This window comes from Bradyrhizobium canariense, assembly GCF_900105125.1.
In the GTDB taxonomy this organism is placed as follows: Bacteria; Pseudomonadota; Alphaproteobacteria; order Rhizobiales; family Xanthobacteraceae; genus Bradyrhizobium; species Bradyrhizobium canariense_A.
Window position 1 is genome coordinate 4,810,131 of record NZ_LT629750.1, and the last position, 25,401, is coordinate 4,835,531.

Below are 25,401 nucleotides of genomic sequence, written 5' to 3' on the forward strand. Positions count from 1 at the left end.
AAATCAGCAACACAAGATGATTTGTCGCGAGCGCTCATCACGCCCTCACGCCTTTACCAGCGCGCGGTAATCGAGACGGCGATGGAACCAGTACTGATAGCCGGAGATGTTCTTCTGCATCGCGACGTTGACGAAGGGCTGGTACAGCGGAACACGCGGGATATCGCTGAAGGCGAGATCGACGAACCCTTTCACGTCGCTGTCGTAGGTCGCGGTATCCCCGGTCGCGGCAGCGTTGCGCGCGCCGTCGATCAACCTGTCCATCTCCGGCGACTTGTAGCTCATCGTGTTGAAGACGGAATTGTTGCCGTGATAGCACCAGTAGAAGAAGTATTCGGGGTAATCGAGCCAGCCCGAGAACACGTTGGTGTAGAGCGGCATTTCCTTCTTGTTCAGTTCGGTACGCCAATTGGCGCCAGGCACCTTGTTGATCGTGGTCTTGATGCCGATCTGGGCCAGGCTTTCCTGCGTAAGCACGCAAAGCGGTTCGTTGATCCCCGCAAAATTCAGGTCGAACGAAAGCGTGGTCTCAAAGCCATTGGGATAGCCGGCCTCCGCCATCAGCGCCTTGGCCTTGTCGATGTCGGTTGAATATTTGGTGGGTTGCGGCCACGACACATCGGTCGCCCGGTCGGCCGGCGCGCCGAACATCGGATTGGCCAATCCGTACAACACCACGTCCATGATCTTCTGATAGGGGATGGCGTAAGCGACCGCCTGGCGCACCTTCAGATTATCGAACGGCGGCTTGGTCACGTTCATGCCGATATACTGGATCCCGTTTGAGAACGGCAGCGACACGATGTTGAGCTTGCCGGCGGCCTTCAGCTCCTGAAAATCCTTGTTCGGCAATTCATAGGAAATGTCGGCATCACCGCGCTCCAGCAATGCGCGGCGATTGCCGGCCTGCGGCACCATGCGCCAGATCACGCGCTTGACCTTCGGCATGGGGCCTCCGACCCACTCGTCGTTGCGCTCCATGATCACTTCGGTGCCGGCGGTCCACTTCGTCACCTTGTAGGCGCCGGAGCCCGCGGTTTGCTGCTTGGTGTATTCGAGGCCCCAAGGGTCCTTCTCGGAAGCGTTCTTCTTCACCAGTTCGGAATTGACGACGCAGGGCACGATAACAGCGAGATCGGGAATCGTCAGGCGGTCTTTCTTGGCGAAATCCACCCGTACCGTGTTGTCATCGACGACGACGAACTGCTCCGGCTTGGTCAGCGAGCCCGCGCTCATCTGGAAGGTCGGGAAGCCGCCGACGCTGACAGCGCGATCGAGCGACCATTTCACGTCTTTCGCCGTCACTGGCGCACCGTCGTGAAACTTCGCGTTCTTCTTCAATTTGAAGGTCACCGACATGTCGCCGACATTCATGTCCTCGGCGAGTTCGGGCTTGAACTTGTCGCGGTCGTAATACGGCACGCCGCCGGGACCGCTTTTCATCTCGTGACTGATCAGGCGGTCGTAGCAATTCCAGGACACTTCGTAGCCGGGCACATTGGTGCCGACACCATGGATGTCGAGATTGTTCGGACCGCCTTCGGAGACGATCAATAGCGTTTCCGAACGGGCGTCGGCTTTGGCCGCGGACCAAATCGCGGGCGCAGGGACCATCGCGCCGGCGGCAACTCCCGTGACGGATTTCAGAAAATCGCGACGCTTCATGTGATGCTCCAAACGCCGGAAGGTTGGCTTTGGAGCTGATATCGCAAGGTTTGTGCCAAACCTTAATGGAAGCCTAATGTGAGCTTAAGCTTATGATTTACTTGAGACTCCCGATTTCGCTCGTTAGGCGCAGTCTCACAGACACGAATTTCATTGCATACAAAGAGGCATCTTTGCTCACATCGTAAGCAATAATTCTAGGCGCCGCATTCTTAGGCGGTTTCGTCCAACCGGATGACTTAGACAAAAGCTCTACGGATTCGCCCGCTCGAACTGGCGCAACAGCTTGTTGCCGCGCTCGACCGCCGAATCCAACGCGGCCTGCGCGGATTTTTTGCCGCTGAAGGCCTGCTCCAGCTCGTCGTCGATCACGTCGCGGATCAGAACGAACGATCCGAGCCGAACCCCTCTCGAGTTCTCGGTCGGCGGTTTCAGCGTGATCTGTTCGATCGAGATCGCAGCACCAGGATTGCGATCATAAAAACCTTGCGCGCGGCTCAAATCGAAGGCCGCTCGCGTCACCGGCAGATAGCCCGTGTTCTGATGCCAGGCGGTCTGAACCTCGGGCTTGGACAGGAACGCGAAGAACTTGGCAACGCCTCTGTATTCAGCCGGCGGCCGGCCTCGCAACACCCACAACGTCGCGCCGCCGACGATGCTGTTCTGCGGCGCGCCGGCGACATCGGGCCAGTACGGCAGCATGCCGTAGCCCACCTCGAATTTCGAATTGGCCTTGATATCGGCACGCGTCCCCGACGAGCCGATGAAGATGGCGCATTCGCCATTTTGAAAGCGCGGCTCCGCCGTGGTGGCGCGGCCGCTATAGTCGAACACCTTGTCGGCCTGCCATTGCGCGAGCTGCGCAATGTGGCGCACCATGACAGGATTGTTGAAGTTCAGCACCGCATCGAGACCGCCGAAACCATTGGCCTCGGTTGAAATCGGCAGATTGTGGTACGCGGAAAAATTCTCGACATTGATCCAGGACGGCCAGGAGGTGGTGAACCCGCAAACGGCGCCCGCCGCGCGCAGCCGCTTGGCCGCGGTGCCGACGTCGGCCCAGGTCTTCGGCGCGATATCGGGGTCGAGGCCCGCGCTACGGAACAGATTCTTGTTGTAATACAGGATCGGCGTCGAGCTATTGAATGGAAACGACAGCATGTTGCCGGCGGCATCGGCGTAATAGCCGGTGACGGCAGGAAGATAGTCGTCCGGCGAAAATGCCTCCTTTTCGTCCCGCATCAACTCGAAGACGGGATAGATCGCACCCCTTGCTGCCATCATGGTCGCGGTGGCGATTTCGTTGACCTGGACGATGGCGGGCTGGCCATGTGACCGAAAGGCAAAGATCGCCGCCGTTACGGTTTCGGTATAGTTGCCCTTGTAGCTCGGCACGATCCGGTATTCGGACTGCGAGGCGTTGAAGTCCGCCGCCAGCCTGTCCAATTGCCGCCCGAGCTCGCCCGACATGGCGTGCCACCACACGATGTCGGTGAGCGCCCAAGCCGGAGATGCGAAAGCGACCGCTGCCAGCGCAGCCACAAGCTGCAAAAATCTCAAAACCGATTTCACAATCAAACCAATCTCGCAAACCAATTTCGAAATAGAAATTTTGAACAACGCGCCCTCATTAAAGCCTCACCCCGGCGGTTTCAATTCGCGAAAGGCCGGCCGCAGCGCACAATGGCAGATATCCGGTATCCGGCGAAGCCGCCGGGGCGACCATTTCTCGCAGCCTTCCGCTATATCGGCTTGAACCTTTTTCCCGATCCGACGACACTATCCTAAGGGGTTAAAGTTGCCTGTGTACAACCGCGCCAGCTCTTCGCGGACTATGACAATCGTCGCCGCGCTGTTTTTGGCAGCGGTTTCGGCGGGCACGGTCGCGCGGGAATTTCGCGCCGCAGATACCCAGAGCGAAGATTACCCGACCGTACAGGCGCTTGAATACATGGGGCGCCTGATCGCTGAGCGAACCGGCGGCCGCCATCACATCCGCGTCTTTCATTCGCGGCAGCTCGGCGAGGAAACGGAGACCATCGAGCAGACCCGCGCCGGCGCGATCGACCTCGATCGTACCAACGTGGCCCCGATCGGCAACTTCGTGCCGGCGATGAATGTGCTGGCGATGCCGTTTCTGTTTCGCTCCGTCGAGCATTTGCAGAAGGTGCTGGACGGGCCGATCGGCAACGAAATCCTTAACAGCTTCGAGCCCTACGGATTTGTGGGGCTGGCGTTTTATGATTCCGGAGCGAGATCGATCTACGACAGCGTCAGGCCGATCCGCTCCATCGCCGATATGAAAGGCTTGCGGATTCGCGTGCAACAGTCTGAGCTGATGTCCGACATGATCAAGGCACTCGGCGCCGAGCCGATCAAGCTGCCCTATGGGCAAGTCCCCACCGCGCTCGCCACCAAGCTGGTCGACGGCGCTGAGAACAACTGGCCTTCCTTCGTCACCACCGGCCATTACAAATATGCAGGCTATTACACCCTCACCGAGCATACCGTGAGCCCGGAAGTGCTGGTGATGTCGCTCAAGGCCTGGGAAAGCCTTTCGGCCGACGACCAGAAGATATTTCGCGACGCCGCGATCCAATCCAGTCACTTCATGCGCGAGAAGTGGAAGGATCTCGAGGCAGAGTCGCGTCAGGAGGCAGAGGCCGCCGGCGTAACGATCACGACGGATTTCAACCGCAAGCCTTTCGAGGCCGCCATGGCGGGAATTTACGCAAAAGCGATGCGCGACCCTGCGGTGGCGGAATTGATCGAACGAATCCGCAAAGTGGAGTGAGTTGATCTTGGAAACGGCCAAGCAGGACGAAGCTGCGGAACGACCGGCGAGCCGCCTCGCGCGGATCCGTTCGCGCGTCGTCGGCCTCGTCCGCGCTATACCGATACGCTGGCGCATCCTGTCGATTGCCGCACTGAACTCAGCCGTCGTCCTCGTACTCGCCGCCATGATATGGAATGGCGTGCAGGTGCTCGGTTCGGCCTGGGACGATGTCCGGCAGGTGCGGGAATCCGACAAGATCCTGGCGGTGCTGGAAAGCGAGACCAGTCGCCTGCAGAATCTGATTCACCGCTACATCAACCAGCCGAGCCCGGAATTCTTCGCGGAAATATTGCTGTTGCGCGAGGCCATCCTTGGCACGCTGACGACGCGCGCATCGACCGATCCGATGCTCTCCGGATCGGTCGAGGAGCTTGAGCACGCCACCGAGCGTTTTCTCAACGGCTTCGGCGAATTGCGCGCCGTCCAGGCGAAGATCACCAAAACATATGAGGACCAGGTGCTGACCCCGGCCAAGGACATGGCCGGGCTTTACTCGATCATCGAGGGTGCAACCGGGCATCGCGACGCGTTGATCTGGCCGTCGCTTGGAAAATCCCGCGAGGCCTTTACGGCCATGCTGGTCGCCGCCAATTCCTATTATCTGTCGCTGGCGACGACATCAGCCGAAGAAGCCCGCCGCAATACCGAGACGATCGAGAAGACGATCCCGGTCATGTCGGACCTTGCCGACAACGACCTGCAGCGCATGGCGCTGCAGCGATTAAGTGGGCGGACAGCGGCGTTGCGGGAAGGTCTTGCGAAATTGTCGGAGGAGCTTTCGAGCCGAACCGAACTATTGCGCAACAGTATCGATGCCAGCCAGGCCGAGACCATCGACGCCATCGACGGGCTCTCGGTCAAGATGCGCCAGCGCGAACAGAAGGCGCAGGCGACCTTCGATCGAACGCTGGCCGATATCTCCCGCAGGGTGCTGTCGATCGCCGTGATTTTTCTCGGCATCATCCTCAGTGCGGGCGTGATCATCGGACTGAGCATCCGGCTGCCGCTGTATCAGATCATGTCGGCGATGCAGGCCATCACATCGGGCGACTACGACCGGCAGGTGCAGGGAACAGCCGCCAAGGACGAAATCGGCGCGATGGCTCGCTCCGTCGAGGTATTTCGCAAAAACGCCATCGCCAAGCGCGAGGCGGAAAACGAGTTGCGCGCCTCAAAGGAGAAAGCCGAGAGCGCGCTGCTTGAGTTGAATACCGCGCAGCGAAACCTGATCGACGCCGAACGCCTGGCCGCACTCGGCGGCCTGGTCGCAGGCGTCGCTCACGAGGTCAACAATCCGATCGGCATCAGCCTGACGGTGGCCTCGAGTCTCGCCCACCGCACCGAGATGTTCGAAGCCGAGCTGAAGTCCGACACGCCGTTGCGCCGATCGCAACTTGACGAATTCGTCCGCAGCTCGCGCGACGCCGCCGAACAGCTGGTCGCCAATCTCAGCCGCGCCGGCGAATTGATCCATTCGTTCAAGCAGGTCGCGGTGGATCGTTCGCATGCGGAGCGCCGAAAATTCGCCCTGAGCGAGGCGACCGACCAGATCATCGCGAGCCTGCGGCCGGTTTTGAAGAAGGCGGCGATCGAGCTGTCAATCGACATCCCGGAAGGCCTTGTGATCGACGGCTACCCTGGATCGTACGGTCAGATCCTGACCAACCTCGTCCTTAACGCCGCCAACCACGCCTTTGCCGACGGGCGCTCCGGGACGATCTCGATCTCAGCCAAACCCCGGGGCTTTGACGACGTCGAGATCATTTTTGCCGATAATGGGGCCGGGATGACCCCGGACGTGCAGCGACAGGCGTTCGACCCGTTCTTTACCACCCGCCGCAACGAAGGCGGCACCGGGCTGGGCCTTCACATTGTTTATACTCTGGTTACCCAGCGGCTCGGTGGCCGTATGGTGCTGGATTCAAGGCTGGGACAAGGCACTACCTTTCGCATTATCATGCCGAAGACCGCCAAAGACGGCCCGGCACCCGCAGACACAGAAAGCGACGGAATTTCTCAATGGCCGAACAGGACGATGTCCTCCATTTGATCGACGACTCCGGAGCCGTTCCGGAGGTCTCGACCGCCCGAAAATGGAAGGTCGCGGTCATCGACGACGATCAGGCCGTGCATGAAGGCACGCGGTTTGCGCTGAGCGACTACAGCCTGAACGGGCAGACGGTGGAAATCCTGTCAGCCTATTCCGCGGCCGAAGGCCGCACCTTGATGCGCGAGCATCCCGATATCGCGGCTGTGCTGCTCGACGTCATCATGGAAACCGATGCGGCCGGTCTCGACCTTGTCGAGTACATCCGCAACGACATCAAGAACGAAACCGTTCGCATCATCCTGCGCACCGGACAGCCCGGGCAGGCGCCCGAGCGCCGCGTGATCGTTCAGTACGACATCAACGATTACAAGGCGAAGACCGAGCTGACGGCGGACAAGCTGTTCACCTCGCTGACCGCGGCACTGCGCAGTTACCAGCAGCTCGAACGCATGGTGCAGACCCGGCGTGGGCTGGAAATCATTATCGACGCCGCCTCGACCCTGTATGACTTCAAATCGATGCAGCGGCTCGCCGAAGGCGTGCTGACGCAAATCGCCTCGCTGTTGAATGTCGATTGCGCGGGCATTCTGGTGCTGCGCGACAATGGCATGATCAGCGAGGATTTTTCCGTGCTGGCCGGTTCGGGCTGCTATAGCCGCTTTATCGGCACCGCCGGGTCCCAATCGCTCGACCCTGATTTGCGCTCGATGGTGGAAGCCGCCTTCAGGCGGCGCAAGCATGAATTCGCCGACCACCGCTCCGTTCTTTACGTTCGTACCGGCAGCGGGCGTGAGGTGGTCGTGCTGCTGCAGGCCGAACGCCCATTGTCCGAAACCGACCGGTCGCTGGTCGAAATTTTCGGCAGCCGGCTTTCGATCGCCTTCGACAACGTCATTCTGTATCAGCAGCTCCACGAAGCCAACACGCAGCTCGAGGACCGCGTTGCCCAGCGCACCCGCGCGCTGATGCAGGCCAATCGCAGGCTATCGGCACAGTGGTTGCGGCTGCAGCGCGCCAACGGCTTCAAGAATGAAATTCTCGGCACCGTTGCCCACGATCTGAAGAATCCGCTCGGGGTGATCCTCGGCCGCACCGAGATGCTGACCGAGCTGATCAGCGCCAGCTCTTCCAAGGAAAGCGTCACCGCGCAGGTCGAACACATCCGCGACGCCACCAAGCGCCTGACCTCGATGGTCGATCATCTGATCTCGGATGCGATGGCCGACGCCTTCGACATCACGATACGCCGCGAGCCGGTCGATATCGCAGCCCTGGTCGGCGAAGTCGCCGAAGCCAATCAGCCTTCGGCCACCAACAAGCAGCAGACCATCGCGGTGTCCGCGCCGCCGAATTTCGTCACCATGTGCGATGCCGACCGGATGCGGGAGGCGATCGACAATCTCTTCAGCAACGCCATCAAGTATAGCCCGATCGGCGGCAAAATCACCGTACAGGTGAGCCACGAGCAGAACAACACCATCATCCGCATCGCCGACGAAGGTGCGGGCCTGTCCCCCGAGGATCTCGGACGTTTGTTCGGCCGCTTCCAGCGGCTGTCGGCAAAACCCACGGCGGGTGAAAGCTCGACCGGGCTCGGGCTTTCGATCGTCAAGCGCATTATCGACATGCATGGCGGCCAGGTGAACGCGGAGAGCGCGGGCCCCGGACAGGGATCGATCTTCACCGTCATGCTGCCCGCGACCGAGATGTCATGACATGAGCCAAAACCAGCACATCATCATTGTCGACGACGAGGCGCCGGCCCGCGAGATGGTCGGCGATTACCTCAAGATGCACGGATTTGCCGTGACATTGTGCGACGGCGGCAAGACCCTGCGCACCGCGATCGAAACCAACGTGCCCGATCTCGTGGTGCTCGATCTGAACATGCCGGAGGAAGACGGGCTTTCCATCATCCGCGACCTGAAAAGCCGCACCAATGTCCCCGTCATCATGCTGACGGCGACCGCAAGTCCGATCGATCGCGTGGTCGGGCTGGAGCTCGGCGCCGACGATTACATCGCAAAGCCCTGCGAATTGCGCGAATTGATGGCGCGCATCCGTTCGGTGTTGCGGCGGAGTTCACCAGCCAAAGTCGCCGCGGCGGCGGAAACCGCCGGTGCGAAAGCCGCCAAAGACCAGCTGGTTCGATTTGGCACGAAATGGCTGGATCTCGAGGCGCAGGCGCTGCGCGACGACGAAGGCAATGAGCATCCGCTGACCGCTTCCGAATTTGGCCTGCTGAAGGTTTTCGCCGCCAATCCAAAACGGGTGCTGTCGCGCGAGCGCCTGCTGGAATTAGCCAATGCCCGCGACAGCGAGGCCTTTGATCGCGCCGTCGACCTGCGGATCATGCGAATCCGCCGCAAAATCGAACCAGACCCGACCAAACCCGCCGTAATCCGTACCATTCGGGGCGGCGGGTATCTGTTTTCCCCCGTCGGGGACAAGGCGTGATCGTTGTCCGATCTGAGCCGAAACACGTCGACGCTCGGGGCTAAGAATCGTTCCAGCTGGCGGCAGCGCCCCTTTCAGCCCTGCCGACATTGAAATCACTGACATTTCCGGTCGAATTGTTTCGTCGCTGCGGCCGCGACGAAACAATTCTCCTGCCCACGAAACCATTTTCCGGTTTTGGCGCAGACATCCCGAAACGTTGGCTGACTATCAATTTTCCCAACGAGGCGCCGCCAAGCGGCGAATACTGGGAGCGTGTCATGCCGAACGTCATTGCCATCAACGCCGCAGCCCGCCAGGGCATCATTGCCGCCCAGGCAACCTCCGATGAGATGCTGCTCGAAAGTATTGCCACCGGCGGCCGTCCAGCGATGCATATCCTGTACTGCCGGCACAATGTGCGGGTCTATCGCTTCATCCTGCGGATCGTGCGCGATACCACCATGGCGGAAGATCTTGTCAGCCAGGTCTTCCTCGACGTGTGGCGCACGGCGCGCCAGTTCGAGGGCCGTTCCCAGGTTTCCACCTGGCTGTTGTCGATTGCCCGTTTCAAGGCGCTGACCGCGTTGCGCCAGCGCCGGCACGAGGACATCGATCAGGAAGATGTGCTCGAAATCGCCGATCAGGCCGATACGCCCGAAGCCTCATTGGACCGCAACGACACCAGCGCCATCCTGCGCGCCTGCGTTGCCAAGCTGTCGCCGGCCCACCGCGAGATCATCAACCTGGTTTATTACCACGAGAAATCCGTCGAAGAGGCCGGCGAAATCATCGGAATCCCGCAGAGCACGGTCAAGACCCGGATGTTCTATGCCCGCAAGCAGCTCGCCGAGTTGCTCAAGGGCGCCGGTGTCGACAGCCTTGCTGCGTGACATCAATCACATTGGCGGAACGAAACAATTGAAACAATTCGCGACATCACCGGGAAAAATACCTCTGCTACACAAACCCTGAATTCTTCGGAGGTCTCACGACGGCCTCCTCCTTCGACAACGGGCCCACGACCCCGCTGTCATCGTCTTCAACCTCCCAAGCCTCCAACGACCCGGACGGGATGCCTCCCCTCCGGGTCGCTTCATATCTGGGAGTAGCTTCCCGTTCGTTTGTATTCTTCGGCCGCATTTGTTCCGAGCCGACTGCGCTTGCATTCCATCGCGGCGCCGAGCGTGATAAACCCCGCTTGCATAACGACGACGGATGGCAGTGATGTTCGAGGGCTGGGATGCCGTGGTGTTGGCCCGGGCGCAGTTCGCGTTCACGATGTCGTTTCACATCGTGTTTCCCGCCTTCTCGATCGGGCTTGCAAGCTATCTCGCGGTGCTTGAAGCGCTCTGGCTCTGGACCGGGCGCGAAGTCTTCATCAACCTGTTCAATTACTGGCTAAAGATCTTTGCGATCGGGTTCGGCATGGGCGTGGTCTCGGGCCTCGTGATGTCGTACCAGTTCGGCACCAACTGGTCGGCATTTTCAGACAAGGCCGGCCCCGTGGTCGGCCCGCTGATGGCCTATGAAGTGCTTACCGCGTTCTTCCTCGAATCGGGCTTTCTCGGAGTGATGCTGTTCGGACTCGAACGCGTCGGCCACAAACTGCACTTCTTCGCAACCCTGATGGTCGCCACCGGCACGCTGATTTCGGCATTCTGGATCCTTTCCGCCAATTCCTGGATGCAGACGCCGGCCGGCTACGCCATCAATGCCGACGGGCAGTTCGTCGCCGCCGACTGGCTCAAGGTCATCTTCAATCCGTCGTTTCCCTACCGTCTCGTGCATATGGTGCTGGCGGCCTATCTCACCACAGCGCTGGTGGTGGGTGCCGTCGGCGCGTTTCATCTGTTGCGCGACCAGCATCTCGCCGGTCCGCGGGTGATGTTCTCGATGGCGATGTGGATGGCGACCTTGGTCGCGCCGATCCAGATTCTCGCCGGCGATCAGCACGGCCTCAACACCCTGGAGCACCAGCCCGCCAAGGTGATGGCGATGGAAGGCCATTACCAGAGTCACCCGGACGGTGCGCCGCTGGTTTTGTTCGGCCTGCCCGACCAAGCCGCGGGCAAGGTCAAATATGCGATCGAGATTCCCAAACTATCCTCGCTTGTTCTGAAGCATTCACTCGATGCGCCGCTCGCCGGTCTCGACACGGTGCCCCGTGAAAATTGGCCGCCGGTACCGATCACCTTCTGGTCCTTCCGGATCATGGTCGGAATGGGGATGCTGATGCTGTGTCTCGGCCTGCTCAGCCTGTGGATGCGTTGGCGCGGCACGCTGTACCAATCCCGTTTATTGCACATCTTCGCGATGGCGATGGGTCCGGCGGGTTTCATTGCGGTGATCGCGGGCTGGGTCACCACCGAAACCGGCAGACAACCGTTCACGGTCTTTGGTTTGTTGCGGACGACTGAGTCCGTGTCACCGCTGGCTGCACCGGCGGTCGGTTCGTCACTACTGGCGTTCGTCATCGTCTATTTCATCGTGTATGCGGCAGGCCTGACCTACCTGTTCCGTCTGATGGCTATCCCGCCGCATCACGGCGAAGAAGGGCCGCCTCGCGATATCCCGACCCGCGCCGCCGGCATCACGCCCGCGGTCGGGGTCGCAGCCGAAGGATCGGCCTCATGATGGCCTCCATCGACATCGCAACCATCTGGGCATTCATTATCGCGTTCGCGGTCTTTGTTTATATCGTGATGGACGGATTCGACCTTGGTCTCGGTATATTGTTTCCGCTGTTTCCCGCGAAAGCCGATCGCGACGTCATCATGAACAGCGTCGCGCCGGTGTGGGACGGCAACGAAACCTGGCTGGTGCTTGGTGGCGGCGGCCTGATGGCGGCCTTTCCGCTGGCGTATGCGGTGCTGATGCCGGCGCTATACACACCGGTGATCGCGATGCTGATCGGACTGATATTTCGCGGCGTTGCCTTTGAGTTTCGCGGGCGCACGCTGCGCAAGCGAAATCTCTGGGATATCGCGTTTACCGGCGGGTCGCTGCTGGCGGCGCTGGCGCAGGGAATTGCACTCGGCGCGATGCTGCAGGGCGTGCATGTCGAGGGACGGCATTATGCCGGCGGCTGGTGGGACTGGCTGACGCCGTTCAGCATTTTGACCGGGCTCGCAGTAGCCATCGGCTACGCGTTGCTTGGCGCGACGTGGCTGATCATGAAGACGGAAGGTGAGCTTCGCGACAAAGCCTATCGCCTGAGCTGGGTGATGCTGTTCGCGATGTTGGGCGCGATCGGTGTCGTCAGCATCGCCACGCCGTTCCTTCACGTTCAGTACGCGCAGCGCTGGTTCACCTGGCCGAACGTGATCCTGACCGCGCCGGTGCCGGTCGCTGTGGCCGCCGTTGCGGTTCTGCTGTTGCGCAGCCTCGCCGACAAGCAGGACTACCGGCCGTTCTTTCTATCGCTGGCGCTGTTCGCGCTGTCTTATGCCGGTCTCGGCATCAGCATGTGGCCCTATATCGTGCCGCAGAGCATCACCATCTGGCAGGCGGCCTCCCCCGAGAACAGCCAGATCTTCATGCTGGTCGGCGTTGCCATTCTGGTGCCGCTGATCCTGAGCTACACCGGATGGGCCTATTGGGTGTTCCGCGGCAAGGTGAGGGCCGGGAGCGGTTATCATTGATGCGCCGGCTGCACGAAGCGCGACCATTGACGCAACGCCTGGTGTGGTTCGCCGCGCTTTGGCTCGGCGGTGTCGGCACGGTGGCGCTCGTGTCCTACGGCTTGAGGCTTTGGCTGGCGCCGAAGTGAGGCTTTTGAGACACTTTCCTGACGATCGCGATTTTAGGAAAACCCAAGGCTTCAGAAAATCCAAGGCTTTTCCGCGCCGCATCATCCAGCCCGCGGGACCTGCTTGCCATCGCGCTATCGGTGAGATTTGATGGCCCGGAGCCTGTCCGGTTCTGATGAAATCAGAACCGGACTCTGGTCTTTTGTAACGCGTTTTCTTCCCGCGAACGGTACCACTTCGCTTGAAAACGCTATAGTTGAGGCGGCGAGCAGAATAACTGCGCCAATTGGAGAGTTTTGCATGACCAAGTTACGGCACCTGATCTGGATAGTGATCGCCGCAGCCGGCCTGACTCTCTCAGTCTCGCAGAGCTTTGCGCAGCAACCGGATCCCGGTGACCAGCCGGGACTCGTGCCCGATGATTCCGTGCAATTGGATCCGGAATATCGCAAGCAGATGGTCTCCTACCGCACCACCGAGGCGCCCGGCACCATCATCATCTCGACCGCGGAACGGCATCTCTATTTGATCCAGCCCGGTGGCCGTGCGCTGCGCTACGGCATCGGCGTCGGCCGCGATGGCTTTCAGTGGCAGGGACTTCTGAGCATCACGCGCAAGGCGGAATGGCCGGACTGGACGCCGCCACCCGAGATGATCGCGCGCCAGCCTTATTTGCCGCGTTTCATGGCGGGCGGACCCGGTAACCCGCTCGGCGCCCGCGCGATGTATCTCGGCGCGACCGTCTATCGCATCCACGGCACCAACCAGCCGGATACCATCGGCACCGCGATTTCGTCCGGCTGCTTCCGGCTGGTGAACGCCGACGTGGCCGATCTGTATGACCGTGTCCCGGTCGGCACCAAGGTGATCGTGCGGCAGAAGCCGGAGCTATAGCCGCGCCGCCGCTTTCTCAACCGATCCTTTTTTCCCTATTCATTGACGAGAGATAAATCATGCGGACATTTCGCGGCGGCCTCCTGATCGGGCTCGCAATCGCATTCGCGATCGCGGCTGCCTTCGTTACTTACGAACGATATGACACGCGCACGCTGAAGCGGACGATCCGGCGGGGCGAGGTGCTGTGCGGCGTCAATACCGGCCTGCCCGGCTTCTCCGTCCCTGACGACAAGGGTAACTGGACCGGCTTCGATGTCGATTTCTGCCGCGCGGTCGCCTCCGCCATCTTCGACGATCCGACCAAGGCGAAATTCGTTCCGCTCGACGCCAACGAACGTTTCAAGGAATTGCAGAACCGCAAAGTCGATATCCTCTCCCGCAACTCGACCTGGAGCATGTCGCGAGAGACCTCTTACGATCTCTATTTCCCGGCCGTGGCCTATTATGACGGCGAAGGTTTTATGGTGCCGCGGTCGCGCAATATCGACTCGGCGCTGGCGCTGGACGGCAGCAAGGTGTGCGTCCAGGACAACACGACGACGAAGTTGAACCTGGCCGATTATTTCCGCGCCAACAACATGAAATATGAGGAAATGAAGTTCGGCAAGCTGGACGAGGTCGTCAAGGCCTATGACACCGGCAAGTGCGATACGTTTACTGCCGACGCCTCCCAGCTCTACGCGCTGCGGCTCAACCTTTCGAAACCGGACGATCACGTCATCCTGCCGGATATCATTTCAAAGGAGCCGCTGGCGCCTGTCGTCCGCGAGCGCGATGACGACTGGATGTTGATCGTGAAATGGACGCTCTACGCCATGATCAACGCCGAGGAGCTCGGCATTACCTCCAAGAATATCGACGAGGCGCTGAAGTCGAAGAAGCCGGACGTGATGCGGCTAGTCGGGACCGAAGGAACCTATGGCGAAGATCTCGGGCTGACCAAGGATTGGGCCGCCCGCATCATCCGGCATGTCGGCAATTACGGCGAGGTCTATGAGCGCAATGTCGGCAGCGGATCGAAGCTCCACATTCCCCGCGGGCTCAACCAGCTCTGGAGCGCCGGCGGCATCCAGTACGCGCCGCCGATAAGATAGAGTTACCGATTTTTGCTGCGTTTACCTTCGTCATGCCCGGCCTTGTGCCGGGCATCCACGTCTTTGGTGACGCGGGCGACATCAAGACGTGGATGGCCGGGACAAGCCCGGCCATGACGGTGATAATTAATAACTCTTCATCCGCGCCAATTGGTCGGCGTGGAAATTGGCGTCGCCAAACAACTCCTGGCAGACCCGCGCGCGCTTCATGAAGAAGCCGATGTCGAACTGGTCGGTCATGCCCATGCCGCCGTGCATCTGCACGCCTTCCTGAACCGCAAGCGTCGCGGTTGAGCCCGCGCGCGCCTTGGCGACAGCGACCGCGGCAGCCGCGTTCTCGAAATTTCCATCGAGCGTCTGCAACGCCTTCAACACCGCTGCGCGCGTGATCTCGATCTCGATATAAAGCTGGGCGGCGCGATGCTGCAGCGCCTGGAATTCGCCGATCAGTCTGCCGAACTGCTTGCGCTCCTTGAGATAGCCAACCGTGCGGCCAAAGACTTCTTCGCTCAAGCCCACCATTTCCGAGGCTACCGCGCCGCGGCCGATATTGAGCACGCCTTCGAGTAGTGCTGCGCCCTGATCGACTTCGCCGAGAACGTTGTCGGCATTGACCTCGACTTCGTCGAATTTGATCCGCGCCGCATTGTGCGAATCGACCATCGTAGTGTGCTCGATCGCGAGGCCTTTTGCCTTGGGATCAACGAGAAACAGCGTCAGCCCGTCGCGCTCGCCCGCGCTGCCTCCGGTGCGGGCCGCCACGATCAGGAGATCGGCGGCGTGGCCGTCGACCACAAAGGCCTTGTCGCCCTGAAGCTTAAAACCGTTGCCGGCGCGTACTGCCTGCATTTTCGTTTGCAGCGGACGATGTTTGGCGCCTTCGTCGACGGCGAACGCGGCCAGCAGCGAGCCACCCGATATCTTCGGCAGGTATTCGGATTTTTGCGCAGCGCTGCCGCCGCGCGACAGGGCTGAGGCAGCCAGCACGGAGGTCGAAAGAAACGGCGACGGCATCAGCGTGCGGCCGATCTCCTCCATCACGATGCCCGCTTCGACGCAGCCAAGCCCGCTGCCGCCAAAATCCTCCGGCACCAACAATCCGGAAAATCCCATCTCGGTGAACGCCCGCCACAGGTCGCGGGAGAAACCTGTCGCGTCCTTGCTGTCGCGAAGCTGCCGCAGATGCGACACCGGCGCCTTGTCGCTGATGAGGCCGCGCGCGCTGTCGCGCAGCAGCGATTGTTCTTCGGTGAGGACGAGGGCCATGAGAGCTTCCGGAGATTAAGAGGACAATTTTCCAATTCTAGAACTGTACCCCCCCCTGAAAGGGGGAGGGCTGGGGTGGGGGTCAAGTCACAAAGCGGACCCTCACCCGATTTGCCCAGGGGCAAATCGACCTCTCCCTTTCAGGGAGAGGTCAGGAACTAAGCTCCCGGCAGATCGAGAATCCGTTTCGCCACGATACCGAGCATCACCTCGGAGGTGCCGCCTTCGATCGAATTGGCCTTGGTGCGCAGCCAGGCGCGCGGTCGCGCGCCGCCTTTCGAGCGTTCGCTTTCCCATTCCAGCGCATCGACGCCGCCTGCCGACATCAGGATCTCGTAGCGGCGCTTGTTGAGCTCAGTGCCGTAATATTTCATCGCCGAGGAGAACGCCGGATGCGATTGCCCCGCTTTCGCCAGATCCACCGCACGTTCGGCGGCCGCGGCCAGCGCCGCCTCATCGATCTCGAAGGTCGCAATCTGTCCGCGCAGCATCGGATCTTCCAGCCGGCCCTGCTCGTCGGTCCCGACCGAGTCGGCCGCGACCTGCCCGAGCGGCCGGCCGACACCGCGCTCGCCCATGCCCGAGATCATCGCGCGCTCGTGCTGCAGCAGATATTTGGCGACATCCCAGCCGCGATTGACCGTGCCGACCACGTGGGATTTGGGCACGCGCACATTATCAAAGAACGTTTCGCAGAACGGCGAGCGTCCCGAGATCAGCAGGATCGGCCTGGTCGAGACGCCCTTCGAAGCCATATCGAACAAGATAAAACTGATGCCGTCATGCTTCTTGGCCGTGGCATCGGTGCGCACCAGACAGAAGATCCAGTCCGCAAAATTCGCATACGACGTCCAGATCTTCTGGCCATTGATGATGAAGTCATCGCCGTCACTCTCGGCGCGGGTCTGCAGCGAGGCGAGGTCCGATCCGGCATTCGGCTCGGAATAGCCCTGGCACCACCGGATCAGGCCGGCCGTGATCTTCGGCAGATGCTCTTTCTTTTGCGCCTCGGTGCCATATTTCAGAAGCGCCGGCCCGAGCATGGAAATGCCGAACGAGGTCAGCGGCTGCCGCACGCCGAGTGCCGCCATTTCCTGGCGCACGATCTTGGCCTCTTCGCCATCGAGACCGCCGCCACCATATTCCCTGGGCCAGTGCGGCACCGTCCAGCCCTTGTCGCGCATTCGCTCGAACCAGACGCGCTGCGGCTCGGAGGAAAACTTGGTGTTGCGGCCGCCCCAGAACGTGTCTTCGTCCGACGTCATCGGACGCCGCATCTCCGGCGGACAATTGGCCTCCAGCCAGGCGCGGGTTTCACGACGGAATTGATCGAGATCGGACATTGTGGCGTTTCCATCCAGGGCAGATCCCGAAAAGTGGAAACAGGTTTTCGGAGAAGATCATGCCCAAACAAAATGATAAAGCGACAAGTCTGATCCAGCGAGGCTGGATAGACTTGAGGGTGGTGTTGGATCGACCTTAGCCGTCGCGCCGCAGAATTCAATATCGCCGGGCATCCGCCCATGCCGGCTCCGATGTGGTCATGCGCGTCAATCGGGTATATTCGCTTAGGCCTCAGCCGTTGAAAAACAAGAGGAAACAGACATGCGCCTGAAGTTGCTTTCGCCTGGCGAAATGAGCGAAGACCAGAAACAAACTTACGATGAATCGATCGCCGGCAAGCGTGGCGCCCCGCCCCCACCGATGATGGCCTGGCTCAACAGCCCGGAAATGGCCCGGCACGCCACCCGTTTGGGCGGCTTCCTGCGCTTCGACACGGTGTTTCCGGCGAAGATTTCCGAAATCGCTATCCTGGTCACTGCGCGGCACTGGACTTCGCATTACGAATGGTTCGCCCACAAGCGGCTGGCGCTGAAAGGCGGCCTCGATCCAAAGATCATCGACGATATCCGCGACCGCCGCACACCGCAATTTGACGACCCGACGGCGAAGATCGTCTACGATGTCGCCAAATCGCTGCATGAGGGCCACGGTGTTTCGAAGTCGTTGTACGACGAGGCCGTGAAGATTGTCGGCGAACGCGGGGTCGTCGAAATCATCGGGCTGTGCGGCTATTACACAATGGTCTCGATGACGCTGAATACATTTGAGTTCGGATTGCCCGACGGCCAGGTGTCCGAGCTTGCGTGATCAATATCCGCTGCATAGATCGCAGTGGAACCATTCACGCCAAATGGAGAGAACATGCCCGACAACCCAACGCCCATCATTGCGGGAACGCGCATCGGGCATGTCCATCTCAAGGTCGCCGATCTCGATCGCGCGCTCGGATTTTATTGCGGCGTACTCGGATTTGAGTTGATGCAGCGCATGAGCTCCGGCGCGGCGTTCATCTCGGCCGGCGGCTATCATCACCATATCGGATTGAACACCTGGGAAAGCAAAGGCGGCCATCCGCCGCCGCCGGGAACGACAGGACTGTTTCACACCGCGATCCTCTATCCGACCCGCCCTGCGCTGGCGGACGCGTTGCATCGTGTCATCAGCGCGGGAATTCAGCTCGACGGCGCCAGCGACCACGGCGTCAGCGAAGCGCTCTATTTACGCGATCCTGACGAGAACGGCGTCGAACTCTATTGGGATCGTCCCAAAGAGCAATGGCCGCGCACGCCGGACGGATCACTTGCGATGTTCACGCAACGGCTTGATCTCGACGATCTGCTGCGGCAGCGGCAAGCGTAGACCCCACTCACGGTCATTGCGAGCGCCAGCGAAGCAATCCAGGGCCGGGAGAAGATCGTCACTGGATTGCGTCGTCGCGGAGTTTGTCATCGGGCTCGCCGAAGGCGGGACCCGTTGGCCCCCCGCGACGAGATCGTCCACGGATCATGATCAGCGTTGCCGCGGTCAGCTCCAGCCCGATGCAGCCGTAAAACGGCAAAGCGTAGCTTCCTGACACATCGCGCAACAGGCCGACCACGCCGGGGCCGAATGCGTAAGTGACCTGATTGATCGCCGTGATCAGGCTGACCAGCACGCCGAACGAACGCGGATCGAACTCGCGTTGCACGATCAGTGACGGCAGCGTGATCAGGTTTCCAACCGAGAATCCGAACAGTGCGCAGGCTGCGATCAGCACAATTTCGTTGCGCGAATTGATGATGATCGCGAGCGCCACGGCCTGGCTTGCAAACGAGATCGCCGACGCCAGCCGCTGGTTGAGCCGGTCGATCACGGTGGAGAACAGCACCCGCCCGACGACTGCCATAGCTGTCAACAGCGCGACCGCCAGCGCCGCCCGCTCGCGGCCGACCACGGGATCAAGGAACGCGATCAGATGGACGATGAATCCAACCTGCGCGAACAGCACCAGTGCGAACGCAATCGATACCGTCAGGAAGGCGACGTCACGCAGCGCCTGCGCGCGTGTCTGGGTAGCTGACGGTGCGTTCGATGCGACCGACGTCGACGCCATGCGGCCGCGGCCTGGCGGCTGCCCGACGAAGATCAGGATGATCGGGACCATCAGCACCAGCATCACCGCCGCAACCGACATCAAGGCGCCGGAAAACCCGAACGCTCCGATCGCCGCGACCAGCAGCGGCACGCCGGCAACGCCGCCGAAGCTCGCGCCGTTCAGCGCAAGGCTGATCGCCATGCCGCGCTTTTTGTCGAACCAGAGGCCGAGCGTGTTGGTGATCACGCCGAGGCTGGTACCGGCCCAGCCAACGGCAAGCACGGCATTGGCCGCGTAAAGCTGCCACGGCTCGACAACCTGACCGATCAGGACCGCCGCCGCAGCCAAAAAAAGTATGCCCGCAAGCAGGCAATTGCGCGGACCGAAGCTGCGGATCGCTTCGCTGATAAAGGCGACCAGCAAGGCGCCGAAAAGATAGAAGAAGGTTGTTGCGCTGGAGATCAGCGAGGCCGGCCAGCCGTGCAGGCGATGCAACTCGGCGACATAGACGCTTTGGCCGTAAAAGCCGAGGCCCCAGCCGAAAGTTGCCACCAGAAAGCATACCGCGACGATCCGCCAGCCGTCGTAGCGGGCGGAGGTTTCTTCGATGGCGATGTGGCTGGATGCGTCCAACTTGTTGTTTCCTGCCTTTTATGCCGTCAATCGGCTTTCCGCAGACTGCGTGAGCTCATCTGTAGCGTCACGCCGTACCATACTTTTGACATCCAACGTCCGGCGGCAAGAAAAGACGTAAGTACTCGGCACATCCAGCGTGAAGACGCGCTTCGCACTTTAGGCCGGGCACGACGAACATCTAACAGATTGCAAAGTGCGATGCTTCGATCCCTGCCGAAGTATTATTTTGCTTCTGTCGGATCGTAAAAGAACCGCTCGCGAAAAATCCTGTCGCCGCGCCACTCCTGCAGCGCGACCTCGTCGACCCGGCGCACCTTGCCGGACTTGTCCGTCAGCTCGAAAATCCAGTGAATGGCAACCTGATCGCCCTCGAGCACCGATGACACCGCCTTGGAGTAGACATGCGACATGCGTTCGAGAACGCCGCGTTCGCGGGCGACCAGCCCATCGCGGCCGACGCGCGGTGGCGCGGCATTCTCCTGCATGCTCGCATCCTCGGTGTAATAGCGCTCGATGGCGCCGGCGTGGTCGCCGGACTCAACGACGGCAATAAATTCATCGAGACGGGCTCGCGACGGCATGAAACCTCCCAACGTCTCAGGCGACTTGCGCTAATTATTTTGCGCTAATTGTGCAGTCAGATACTCGGGTCGGGAATTTGGTCCACCGTCTGCAGCCTCGCCCGACGCCGGGCGAACGAGGCAAGCATCAGGACCGCAAGTCCCACCAGCACCGGCGGGTAGACTACCATATTGACCGCGGACCAGCCGTAATTCGCCAGCAACTGGCCGGAGGAGAACGATCCCACCGCCATCATCCCGAACACCAGAAAATCGTTGAAGGCCTGCACCTTGTTACGCTCCTGCGGCCGATGCGTCTCCAGCACCAAGGCGGAGGCCCCGACGAAGCCGAAATTCCAGCCAACACCGAGCACGATCAATGTGGCCCAGAAGTGCATCGCCGTAATGCCCGACAATCCGATCGTCGCGGCCACCGCCTCCAGCAACAGGCCGGTGGCAACGATCCGCCGCGCCCCGAAACGCGCGATCAGCGAACCGGTGAAAAAGCTCGGCCCATACATCGCAACGATGTGCCACTGGATGCCGAAATTGGAATCGCTGACGGAGAGACCGCACATTTTCATCGCCAGCGGCGCCGACGTCATCACCAGATTCATCATGGGATAGGCGATCACACCGCACAGCGCGGCTGCGATGAAGCGCGGCTGTCGCACGATCTCGAACAGCGGACGGCCACCGTGGAGATCCGAGAGGGCCGGTTTCGGCGCATCGATGCCCGAAAGCACCGCCATCGCCACCAATGCGACGATCGCCTGCACCACGAAGCTGAAGGCAAACAAATAAGGCGGCCAGATATCCATCGTCCACTGCACGAGCTGTGGACCAAGCACGCCGGCGAACACGCCGCCGGCCATTACCCACGACACCGCCTTCGGCCGGTATTCCGCGCTCGCGCCATCGGCAGCGGCAAAACGATAGGACTGCGACACCGCGCCATACAATCCGCCGAGGAACGTCGCGCAGCAAAACAGCGGGAACGAACCGTGCAGGATGGCAAACGCGCCAAGCAGGCCGGTCAGCACGCCACATCCGGTGCCGATGATGAAGGCCACGCGGCGACCGTAGGCACGCGAGATCGCACCGGTCGGCAGCGTTCCCGCAGCAAGGCCGACCACATACATCGAGAGCGGCACCGTCGCGAGCGAGATATCGGGCGCGAGCATCGCGCCGACGATCGAACCGGTGGCGAAGATGACTGCCGAGTTCGCGCCGGTCAGCGCCTGCGCGGCGGCGAGGCGGACCACATTGGCCTTTGCGCGCGCGTCACCGGCAATCTCCTCAGCCACTGTCGTGTCGATCATCGGTATTTCCACCCGCGCGCGCCGAAGGCGCCTCTCCATTGATTCCCGGCACTATGAAGAGGTGCGGCGGCGCGATCAACCGGCGCGAGCGGGCGTGCGCTATGCATCACCGGTCAGGCTGATTTCGCCGGCCCGAACACCAAAATCATATTATTGGCGGGCATCTCGACCGTCTCGATCAGCGCCAGACCGGCATTTGCTGCCAGCTTTTCGAGATCAGCGATATCGCGCACGCCCCATTCGGGATTCTTGTCGCGAAGACTGCTGTCGAACACGGCATTGCTGACGGAAACATGTTTGCCGTTGCGCTTGAACGGCCCGTAGAGAAACAGCCGCCCGTTGGCGCCGAGATAGCGCCCGGCCCCTTCAAACAAACCTTCGGCCACGCGCCACGGCGCGATGTGAATCACATTGGCGCAAAACACCGCCAGCAGTTTGCCGGGGCCTGAGCCGTCGTGTATCTCGGGACACCACGCGGGATCCGACAAGTCGATCCGCAATGGCGGGCGAATGTTCGATAGCGCTGAATGTGCCCGCCAGGCATTGATGCTCTTGAGATGCTGTTCGTTAAGATCGCTTGGCCACCAAATGATATCGGGAGTATGGCCGGCGAAATGGACCACATGCTGACCGGTGCCGCTGCCGGCCTCCACCACCTCGCCGGATTTCCCAGCCAGGAATCGCCGCAACACCTCCCAGATTGGCTGGTGGTTGCGATGAAACGCGGCGGCGTCGAGACGTCCGTCGGGCTCGACTGGGCGGCCGTCCTTGCCGAATTCCACGACAAACTCAGCCATAGCGATGCTCCCGGATATTTGGCGGCCGAAGTTACCTTTTTTACCTTATCTCTGCGATCCCATTGTCTGGATTGCCAGCCGATGGTGTTTCTGCTTTTGACGACCTATAATCCGATGAGATAACCGGCATAAACCTGCGGGAAACGCCTTTGATCGAGATTTCTCCGACGAAACCCGCCCTGGTTCCGGCGCTGGCGTTGGCTTTGGTGATCGGCGCCGCCGTGTCCGCAGGACCCGCCAACGCCCAATCCGCCGCCGCCGAGGGCCAAAAACTGGCGTTTGATCGCGGCAAAGGCAATTGCCTGACCTGCCACGTGATCAAGGGCGGCGACCTTCCCGGCAGCATCGGACCGGGACTGGTCAACCTCAAAAACAAATACCCTGATCGCAAGGACCTCGTTGCGATCCTCAACGACGAAACCAAACGCAATCCCTTGACCGTGATGCCCCCGTTCGGACGGAACCGGATTTTGACCGAACAGGAGATCAACGCGATCGTGGATTTCCTGCAGACATTGTGATGGCGAATGCGCCTGGGAGAGACTTTCGATGACCTCGACTGACAATGGATTCTCCGCTACGCGGCGGCTGATCCTGAAAGGCACTGCAACGGTCGCGCTGATCGGCCTTGGCAACCTTCCGTTCGGCCTGATGCCGGCGCACGCTGCGGCCAACGACAAGTGGCCGGAGGACGCGTTCAAGCAGAAGAGCGAAGCCGACGCCATCAAGGCGCTATACGGCAAGACCGCCGAGCCGTCGGACAAGGTCAAGCTCGACGCGCCCGAAATCGCCGAGAACGGCGCCGTGGTTCCGATTTCGGTCACGACGACTCTGGATGGCGTGACCTCGATCTCGTTTCTGGTTGCCGACAATCCGAACGCGCTGGCAGCCTCCTACAATATTCCGCCGGGCACGATGCCGAGCGTGGCCAACCGCCTCAAAATGGCGAAGACCAGCAACGTGACCGCGATCGTGGAAGCCGGTGGCAAGCTCTACAGCGCCACCAAGGAAGTCAAAGTCACCGTCGGCGGCTGCGGCGGCTGAACCGGTTAGCGCGCATGAGCCGGAAAAGTGGAAGCCGGTTTTCCGTTAAGATCATGCGCTAAATGATAGGTTAAGGAGTATCTGATGGCATCGACCATTCGCGTGCGCGCCACCTCAAGCGGCGACACCACCGAAGTCCAGGCGCTGATCCAGCACCCGATGGATTCCGGCTTCGTCAAGGACGCCAAGGGCGAGATCATTCCAGCGCACTTCATCCAGCAACTGACGTTCGAATGTAACGGCAAAAGCGTGTTCGTCGCAGACTGGGGAACCGCGGTTTCCAAGGATCCTTACGTCAAGTTCAGCTTCAAGGGCGGCAACAAGGGCGACGACCTGAAGATCAGCTGGGTCGACAACAAGGGCGCGTCCGATACGACCACGGCGAAGATTCAATAACGCGTGAGCAAAAGATGAACGTGCGATCTGCGATCCAGCTTGCTTCAGCCGCTTTTGCGCTGGCGATATTGGCGTTTGCCGGACCGCCCGCGATTGCCGCCGATACCATCGATCCGGCCGCCGACGCCAAAGCGTTCCAGAAATACTTCACCGACAAATTTCCCAAACTGAAGCTGGAAGATTTCGTCAACGGTCCCTATTCGCTGAACGAGGACATGCACCGGCAGTGGGAGGAGAAAGAGGAATTCCCGCCTTACGATTTCTCCCTCGATGCCGGCAAAGAGATGTTCGCCAAGCCGTTCAAGAACGGCAAAAGCTATGCGGACTGCTTTCCGAACGGCGGCATCGGCGTCCGCCAGAACTACCCGTACTTCGACGAGAAGGAAGGCAAGGTCGTCACGCTTGAACTGGCGTTGAACCGTTGCCGCGAGGCCAATGGAGAGGCGCCGTTCTCCTACGTGAAGGACGAAATGGCCTCGCTCACCGCCTACATGGCATACACCTCGCGCGGCAAACCGTTTGATATCAAGATTCCCAGCGACCCCCGCGCCCTTGAGGCGTTCGAAGACGGCAAGCGCTATTTCTATACAAGGCGGGGCCAGCTCAACTTCTCCTGCGCGAGCTGCCATGTGCAGAATCCAGGCGAGCGGATCCGCGCCGAAATCCTCGCGCCCGCGCTCGGGATTCTCAATGCCATGCCGATCTACCGCTCCGAATGGGGCGGCATGGGCACGATCAGCCGGCGCTTCGTCACCTGCAACATCCAGACCCGCGGCGTCCCACTCGAACCGCAGTCGGATGAATATCGCGATCTCGAATATTACCTGTCCTATGTGAGCAACGGTCTGCCGATTTCCGGTCCGGGAGCGCGGCCATGAGCATGTTCGGGAACAAGATGCCGATATCGGCGCTTTCGCTGGCGACAGTGCTGCTGATCGCCGGCGCGACATCCGTCATGGCTGCCGCATCAGAAGCTGATTTCAAGGCCGCCTATGCCGCGGCCGAAACCGCCAACAAGGAGGCTGGCGTTCTGCGCGACCAGTGGACCACGACTCAAGCGTCCCTGGATGCCGCGAAAAAAGCCGCCGCCAGCGGCGACTTCGATCAGGCCGTCGTGTCGGCGAAAGAAGCCGAAGCGCTGGCCAAAGCGTCGATTTTCCAGGCGACCAGCGAAAAGGACGCCTGGAAGGCGCTCGAAATCCACTGAGCCGATTTCGGGAGGTGCGGAGACA

The 25,401-nt window shown here is 60.8% G+C and carries 25 protein-coding genes; 17 read left to right on the top strand and 8 right to left on the bottom strand.

Going from position 1 to position 25,401, the window contains the following annotated elements; translation table 11 throughout:
- Positions 1 to 45: 45 nt before the first annotated feature.
- Entirely contained in the window at positions 46 to 1,665 is a 1,620-nt protein-coding gene (locus BLV09_RS22920) for an ABC transporter substrate-binding protein (RefSeq protein ID WP_146689004.1), read from the bottom strand.
- 252 nt (positions 1,666 to 1,917) lie between these two features.
- The gene (gene ugpB, locus BLV09_RS22925) at positions 1,918 to 3,225 is read right to left on the bottom strand and encodes a sn-glycerol-3-phosphate ABC transporter substrate-binding protein UgpB (protein WP_433994438.1); all 1,308 of its coding nucleotides are present in this window, start codon (positions 3,223 to 3,225) and stop codon (positions 1,918 to 1,920) included.
- 238 nt (positions 3,226 to 3,463) lie between these two features.
- Between ugpB and BLV09_RS22930 the strand changes: the two genes are divergently transcribed.
- The 10 genes from BLV09_RS22930 to BLV09_RS22975 all read left to right on the top strand — a co-directional run bounded on the left by BLV09_RS22930 (position 3,464) and on the right by BLV09_RS22975 (position 14,730).
- Positions 3,464 to 4,459: a TRAP transporter substrate-binding protein gene (locus BLV09_RS22930; protein ID WP_146689005.1), complete on the top strand. Its 996-nt coding sequence runs from the start codon at positions 3,464 to 3,466 to the stop codon at positions 4,457 to 4,459.
- A 97-nt stretch (positions 4,460 to 4,556) separates the two neighbouring features.
- Positions 4,557 to 6,551 carry an ATP-binding protein gene (locus BLV09_RS22935; protein ID WP_146691253.1) on the top strand — a complete coding sequence of 665 codons (1,995 nt, stop codon included), beginning with the start codon at positions 4,557 to 4,559 and terminating at the stop codon, positions 6,549 to 6,551.
- Positions 6,521 to 8,266 (top strand): ATP-binding response regulator, encoded by a 1,746-nt coding sequence (locus BLV09_RS22940; protein ID WP_146689006.1) that lies wholly within the window; start codon positions 6,521 to 6,523, stop codon positions 8,264 to 8,266. Before BLV09_RS22935 ends, BLV09_RS22940 begins: the two co-directional genes overlap by 31 nt.
- A gap of 1 nt (position 8,267) precedes the next feature.
- Positions 8,268 to 9,008 (top strand): response regulator, encoded by a 741-nt coding sequence (locus BLV09_RS22945; RefSeq protein WP_146689007.1) that lies wholly within the window; start codon positions 8,268 to 8,270, stop codon positions 9,006 to 9,008.
- Positions 9,009 to 9,268: 260 nt separating this feature from the next.
- The gene (locus BLV09_RS22950; RefSeq protein WP_100387280.1) at positions 9,269 to 9,880 is read left to right on the top strand and encodes a sigma-70 family RNA polymerase sigma factor; all 612 of its coding nucleotides are present in this window, start codon (positions 9,269 to 9,271) and stop codon (positions 9,878 to 9,880) included.
- Between the two features lie 334 nt (positions 9,881 to 10,214).
- On the top strand, positions 10,215 to 11,624 hold the full coding sequence (locus tag BLV09_RS22955; protein WP_146689008.1) for a cytochrome ubiquinol oxidase subunit I: 1,410 nt from the start codon (positions 10,215 to 10,217) through the stop codon (positions 11,622 to 11,624).
- Entirely contained in the window at positions 11,621 to 12,631 is a 1,011-nt protein-coding gene (gene cydB, locus BLV09_RS22960; RefSeq protein ID WP_146689009.1) for a cytochrome d ubiquinol oxidase subunit II, read from the top strand. Before BLV09_RS22955 ends, cydB begins: the two co-directional genes overlap by 4 nt.
- On the top strand, positions 12,631 to 12,759 hold the full coding sequence (locus BLV09_RS22965) for a DUF2474 domain-containing protein (protein WP_100384593.1): 129 nt from the start codon (positions 12,631 to 12,633) through the stop codon (positions 12,757 to 12,759). Before cydB ends, BLV09_RS22965 begins: the two co-directional genes overlap by 1 nt.
- A 280-nt stretch (positions 12,760 to 13,039) precedes the next feature.
- A complete protein-coding gene (locus BLV09_RS22970; protein WP_100384594.1) occupies positions 13,040 to 13,633 on the top strand; it encodes a L,D-transpeptidase in 594 nt (197 codons plus the stop codon).
- Positions 13,634 to 13,692: 59 nt separating this feature from the next.
- Positions 13,693 to 14,730, top strand: coding sequence for an amino acid ABC transporter substrate-binding protein (locus BLV09_RS22975; protein WP_100384595.1), 1,038 nt, complete (start codon positions 13,693 to 13,695; stop codon positions 14,728 to 14,730).
- A gap of 126 nt (positions 14,731 to 14,856) precedes the next feature.
- On the opposite strand, the gene BLV09_RS22980 is transcribed toward BLV09_RS22975, so the two are convergent.
- Both BLV09_RS22980 and BLV09_RS22985 read right to left on the bottom strand, forming a co-directional pair.
- Complete coding sequence (locus BLV09_RS22980) at positions 14,857 to 15,996, bottom strand: acyl-CoA dehydrogenase family protein (RefSeq protein WP_146689010.1); 1,140 nt, start codon at positions 15,994 to 15,996, stop codon at positions 14,857 to 14,859.
- A gap of 158 nt (positions 15,997 to 16,154) precedes the next feature.
- Positions 16,155 to 17,339: an acyl-CoA dehydrogenase family protein gene (locus tag BLV09_RS22985; RefSeq protein WP_146689011.1), complete on the bottom strand. Its 1,185-nt coding sequence runs from the start codon at positions 17,337 to 17,339 to the stop codon at positions 16,155 to 16,157.
- A 262-nt stretch (positions 17,340 to 17,601) separates the two neighbouring features.
- On the opposite strand from BLV09_RS22985, the gene BLV09_RS22990 reads away from it, so the two are divergent.
- Both BLV09_RS22990 and BLV09_RS22995 read left to right on the top strand, forming a co-directional pair.
- Positions 17,602 to 18,147, top strand: coding sequence for a carboxymuconolactone decarboxylase family protein (locus tag BLV09_RS22990; protein WP_100384598.1), 546 nt, complete (start codon positions 17,602 to 17,604; stop codon positions 18,145 to 18,147).
- 54 nt (positions 18,148 to 18,201) lie between these two features.
- Positions 18,202 to 18,699: a VOC family protein gene (locus BLV09_RS22995; RefSeq protein ID WP_146689012.1), complete on the top strand. Its 498-nt coding sequence runs from the start codon at positions 18,202 to 18,204 to the stop codon at positions 18,697 to 18,699.
- Positions 18,700 to 18,757: 58 nt separating this feature from the next.
- Here BLV09_RS22995 and BLV09_RS23000 read toward each other — a convergent pair whose 3' ends face one another.
- From BLV09_RS23000 to BLV09_RS23015, 4 genes are all read right to left on the bottom strand, one after another.
- Complete coding sequence (locus tag BLV09_RS23000; protein WP_146689013.1) at positions 18,758 to 20,047, bottom strand: MFS transporter; 1,290 nt, start codon at positions 20,045 to 20,047, stop codon at positions 18,758 to 18,760.
- Between the two features lie 224 nt (positions 20,048 to 20,271).
- On the bottom strand, positions 20,272 to 20,631 hold the full coding sequence (locus tag BLV09_RS23005; RefSeq protein ID WP_146689014.1) for a nuclear transport factor 2 family protein: 360 nt from the start codon (positions 20,629 to 20,631) through the stop codon (positions 20,272 to 20,274).
- A gap of 56 nt (positions 20,632 to 20,687) precedes the next feature.
- Complete coding sequence (locus BLV09_RS23010) at positions 20,688 to 21,932, bottom strand: MFS transporter (protein WP_146689015.1); 1,245 nt, start codon at positions 21,930 to 21,932, stop codon at positions 20,688 to 20,690.
- Between the two features lie 113 nt (positions 21,933 to 22,045).
- Positions 22,046 to 22,729 (bottom strand): DUF938 domain-containing protein, encoded by a 684-nt coding sequence (locus BLV09_RS23015; protein ID WP_146689016.1) that lies wholly within the window; start codon positions 22,727 to 22,729, stop codon positions 22,046 to 22,048.
- 179 nt (positions 22,730 to 22,908) lie between these two features.
- Between BLV09_RS23015 and soxX the strand changes: the two genes are divergently transcribed.
- From soxX to BLV09_RS23040, 5 genes are all read left to right on the top strand, one after another.
- Positions 22,909 to 23,250, top strand: coding sequence for a sulfur oxidation c-type cytochrome SoxX (soxX, locus tag BLV09_RS23020; protein WP_146691254.1), 342 nt, complete (start codon positions 22,909 to 22,911; stop codon positions 23,248 to 23,250).
- A 28-nt stretch (positions 23,251 to 23,278) separates the two neighbouring features.
- On the top strand, positions 23,279 to 23,773 hold the full coding sequence (gene soxY / locus BLV09_RS23025; RefSeq protein WP_146689017.1) for a thiosulfate oxidation carrier protein SoxY: 495 nt from the start codon (positions 23,279 to 23,281) through the stop codon (positions 23,771 to 23,773).
- Between the two features lie 84 nt (positions 23,774 to 23,857).
- Positions 23,858 to 24,169 (top strand): thiosulfate oxidation carrier complex protein SoxZ, encoded by a 312-nt coding sequence (soxZ, locus tag BLV09_RS23030; RefSeq protein ID WP_100384604.1) that lies wholly within the window; start codon positions 23,858 to 23,860, stop codon positions 24,167 to 24,169.
- 14 nt (positions 24,170 to 24,183) lie between these two features.
- On the top strand, positions 24,184 to 25,047 hold the full coding sequence (soxA, locus tag BLV09_RS23035) for a sulfur oxidation c-type cytochrome SoxA (protein WP_146689018.1): 864 nt from the start codon (positions 24,184 to 24,186) through the stop codon (positions 25,045 to 25,047).
- A gap of 2 nt (positions 25,048 to 25,049) precedes the next feature.
- The gene (locus BLV09_RS23040) at positions 25,050 to 25,376 is read left to right on the top strand and encodes a hypothetical protein (protein ID WP_433994439.1); all 327 of its coding nucleotides are present in this window, start codon (positions 25,050 to 25,052) and stop codon (positions 25,374 to 25,376) included.
- Positions 25,377 to 25,401 lie beyond the last annotated feature (25 nt).

What these genes read in the sequence shown, in the direction of transcription:
- BLV09_RS22940 (WP_146689006.1), top strand. Translation starts at nt 6,521, where the DNA reads ATGGCCGAACAGGACGATGTCCTCCATTTGATCGACGACTCCGGAGCC.
- BLV09_RS22985 (WP_146689011.1), bottom strand. Translation starts at nt 17,339, where the DNA reads ATGTCCGATCTCGATCAATTCCGTCGTGAAACCCGCGCCTGGCTGGAG.
- BLV09_RS22970 (WP_100384594.1), top strand. Translation starts at nt 13,040, where the DNA reads ATGACCAAGTTACGGCACCTGATCTGGATAGTGATCGCCGCAGCCGGC.
- BLV09_RS22920 (WP_146689004.1), bottom strand. Translation starts at nt 1,665, where the DNA reads ATGAAGCGTCGCGATTTTCTGAAATCCGTCACGGGAGTTGCCGCCGGC.
- soxA (WP_146689018.1), top strand. Translation starts at nt 24,184, where the DNA reads ATGAACGTGCGATCTGCGATCCAGCTTGCTTCAGCCGCTTTTGCGCTG.
- soxZ (WP_100384604.1), top strand. Translation starts at nt 23,858, where the DNA reads ATGGCATCGACCATTCGCGTGCGCGCCACCTCAAGCGGCGACACCACC.
- BLV09_RS22975 (WP_100384595.1), top strand. Translation starts at nt 13,693, where the DNA reads ATGCGGACATTTCGCGGCGGCCTCCTGATCGGGCTCGCAATCGCATTC.
- soxY (WP_146689017.1), top strand. Translation starts at nt 23,279, where the DNA reads ATGACCTCGACTGACAATGGATTCTCCGCTACGCGGCGGCTGATCCTG.
- BLV09_RS22945 (WP_146689007.1), top strand. Translation starts at nt 8,268, where the DNA reads ATGAGCCAAAACCAGCACATCATCATTGTCGACGACGAGGCGCCGGCC.
- cydB (WP_146689009.1), top strand. Translation starts at nt 11,621, where the DNA reads ATGATGGCCTCCATCGACATCGCAACCATCTGGGCATTCATTATCGCG.
- BLV09_RS22955 (WP_146689008.1), top strand. Translation starts at nt 10,215, where the DNA reads ATGTTCGAGGGCTGGGATGCCGTGGTGTTGGCCCGGGCGCAGTTCGCG.
- BLV09_RS22950 (WP_100387280.1), top strand. Translation starts at nt 9,269, where the DNA reads ATGCCGAACGTCATTGCCATCAACGCCGCAGCCCGCCAGGGCATCATT.
- BLV09_RS23040 (WP_433994439.1), top strand. Translation starts at nt 25,050, where the DNA reads ATGTTCGGGAACAAGATGCCGATATCGGCGCTTTCGCTGGCGACAGTG.
- BLV09_RS22995 (WP_146689012.1), top strand. Translation starts at nt 18,202, where the DNA reads ATGCCCGACAACCCAACGCCCATCATTGCGGGAACGCGCATCGGGCAT.
- BLV09_RS22980 (WP_146689010.1), bottom strand. Translation starts at nt 15,996, where the DNA reads ATGGCCCTCGTCCTCACCGAAGAACAATCGCTGCTGCGCGACAGCGCG.
- BLV09_RS23015 (WP_146689016.1), bottom strand. Translation starts at nt 22,729, where the DNA reads ATGGCTGAGTTTGTCGTGGAATTCGGCAAGGACGGCCGCCCAGTCGAG.
- BLV09_RS23005 (WP_146689014.1), bottom strand. Translation starts at nt 20,631, where the DNA reads ATGCCGTCGCGAGCCCGTCTCGATGAATTTATTGCCGTCGTTGAGTCC.
- BLV09_RS22990 (WP_100384598.1), top strand. Translation starts at nt 17,602, where the DNA reads ATGCGCCTGAAGTTGCTTTCGCCTGGCGAAATGAGCGAAGACCAGAAA.
- BLV09_RS23010 (WP_146689015.1), bottom strand. Translation starts at nt 21,932, where the DNA reads ATGATCGACACGACAGTGGCTGAGGAGATTGCCGGTGACGCGCGCGCA.
- BLV09_RS22965 (WP_100384593.1), top strand. Translation starts at nt 12,631, where the DNA reads ATGCGCCGGCTGCACGAAGCGCGACCATTGACGCAACGCCTGGTGTGG.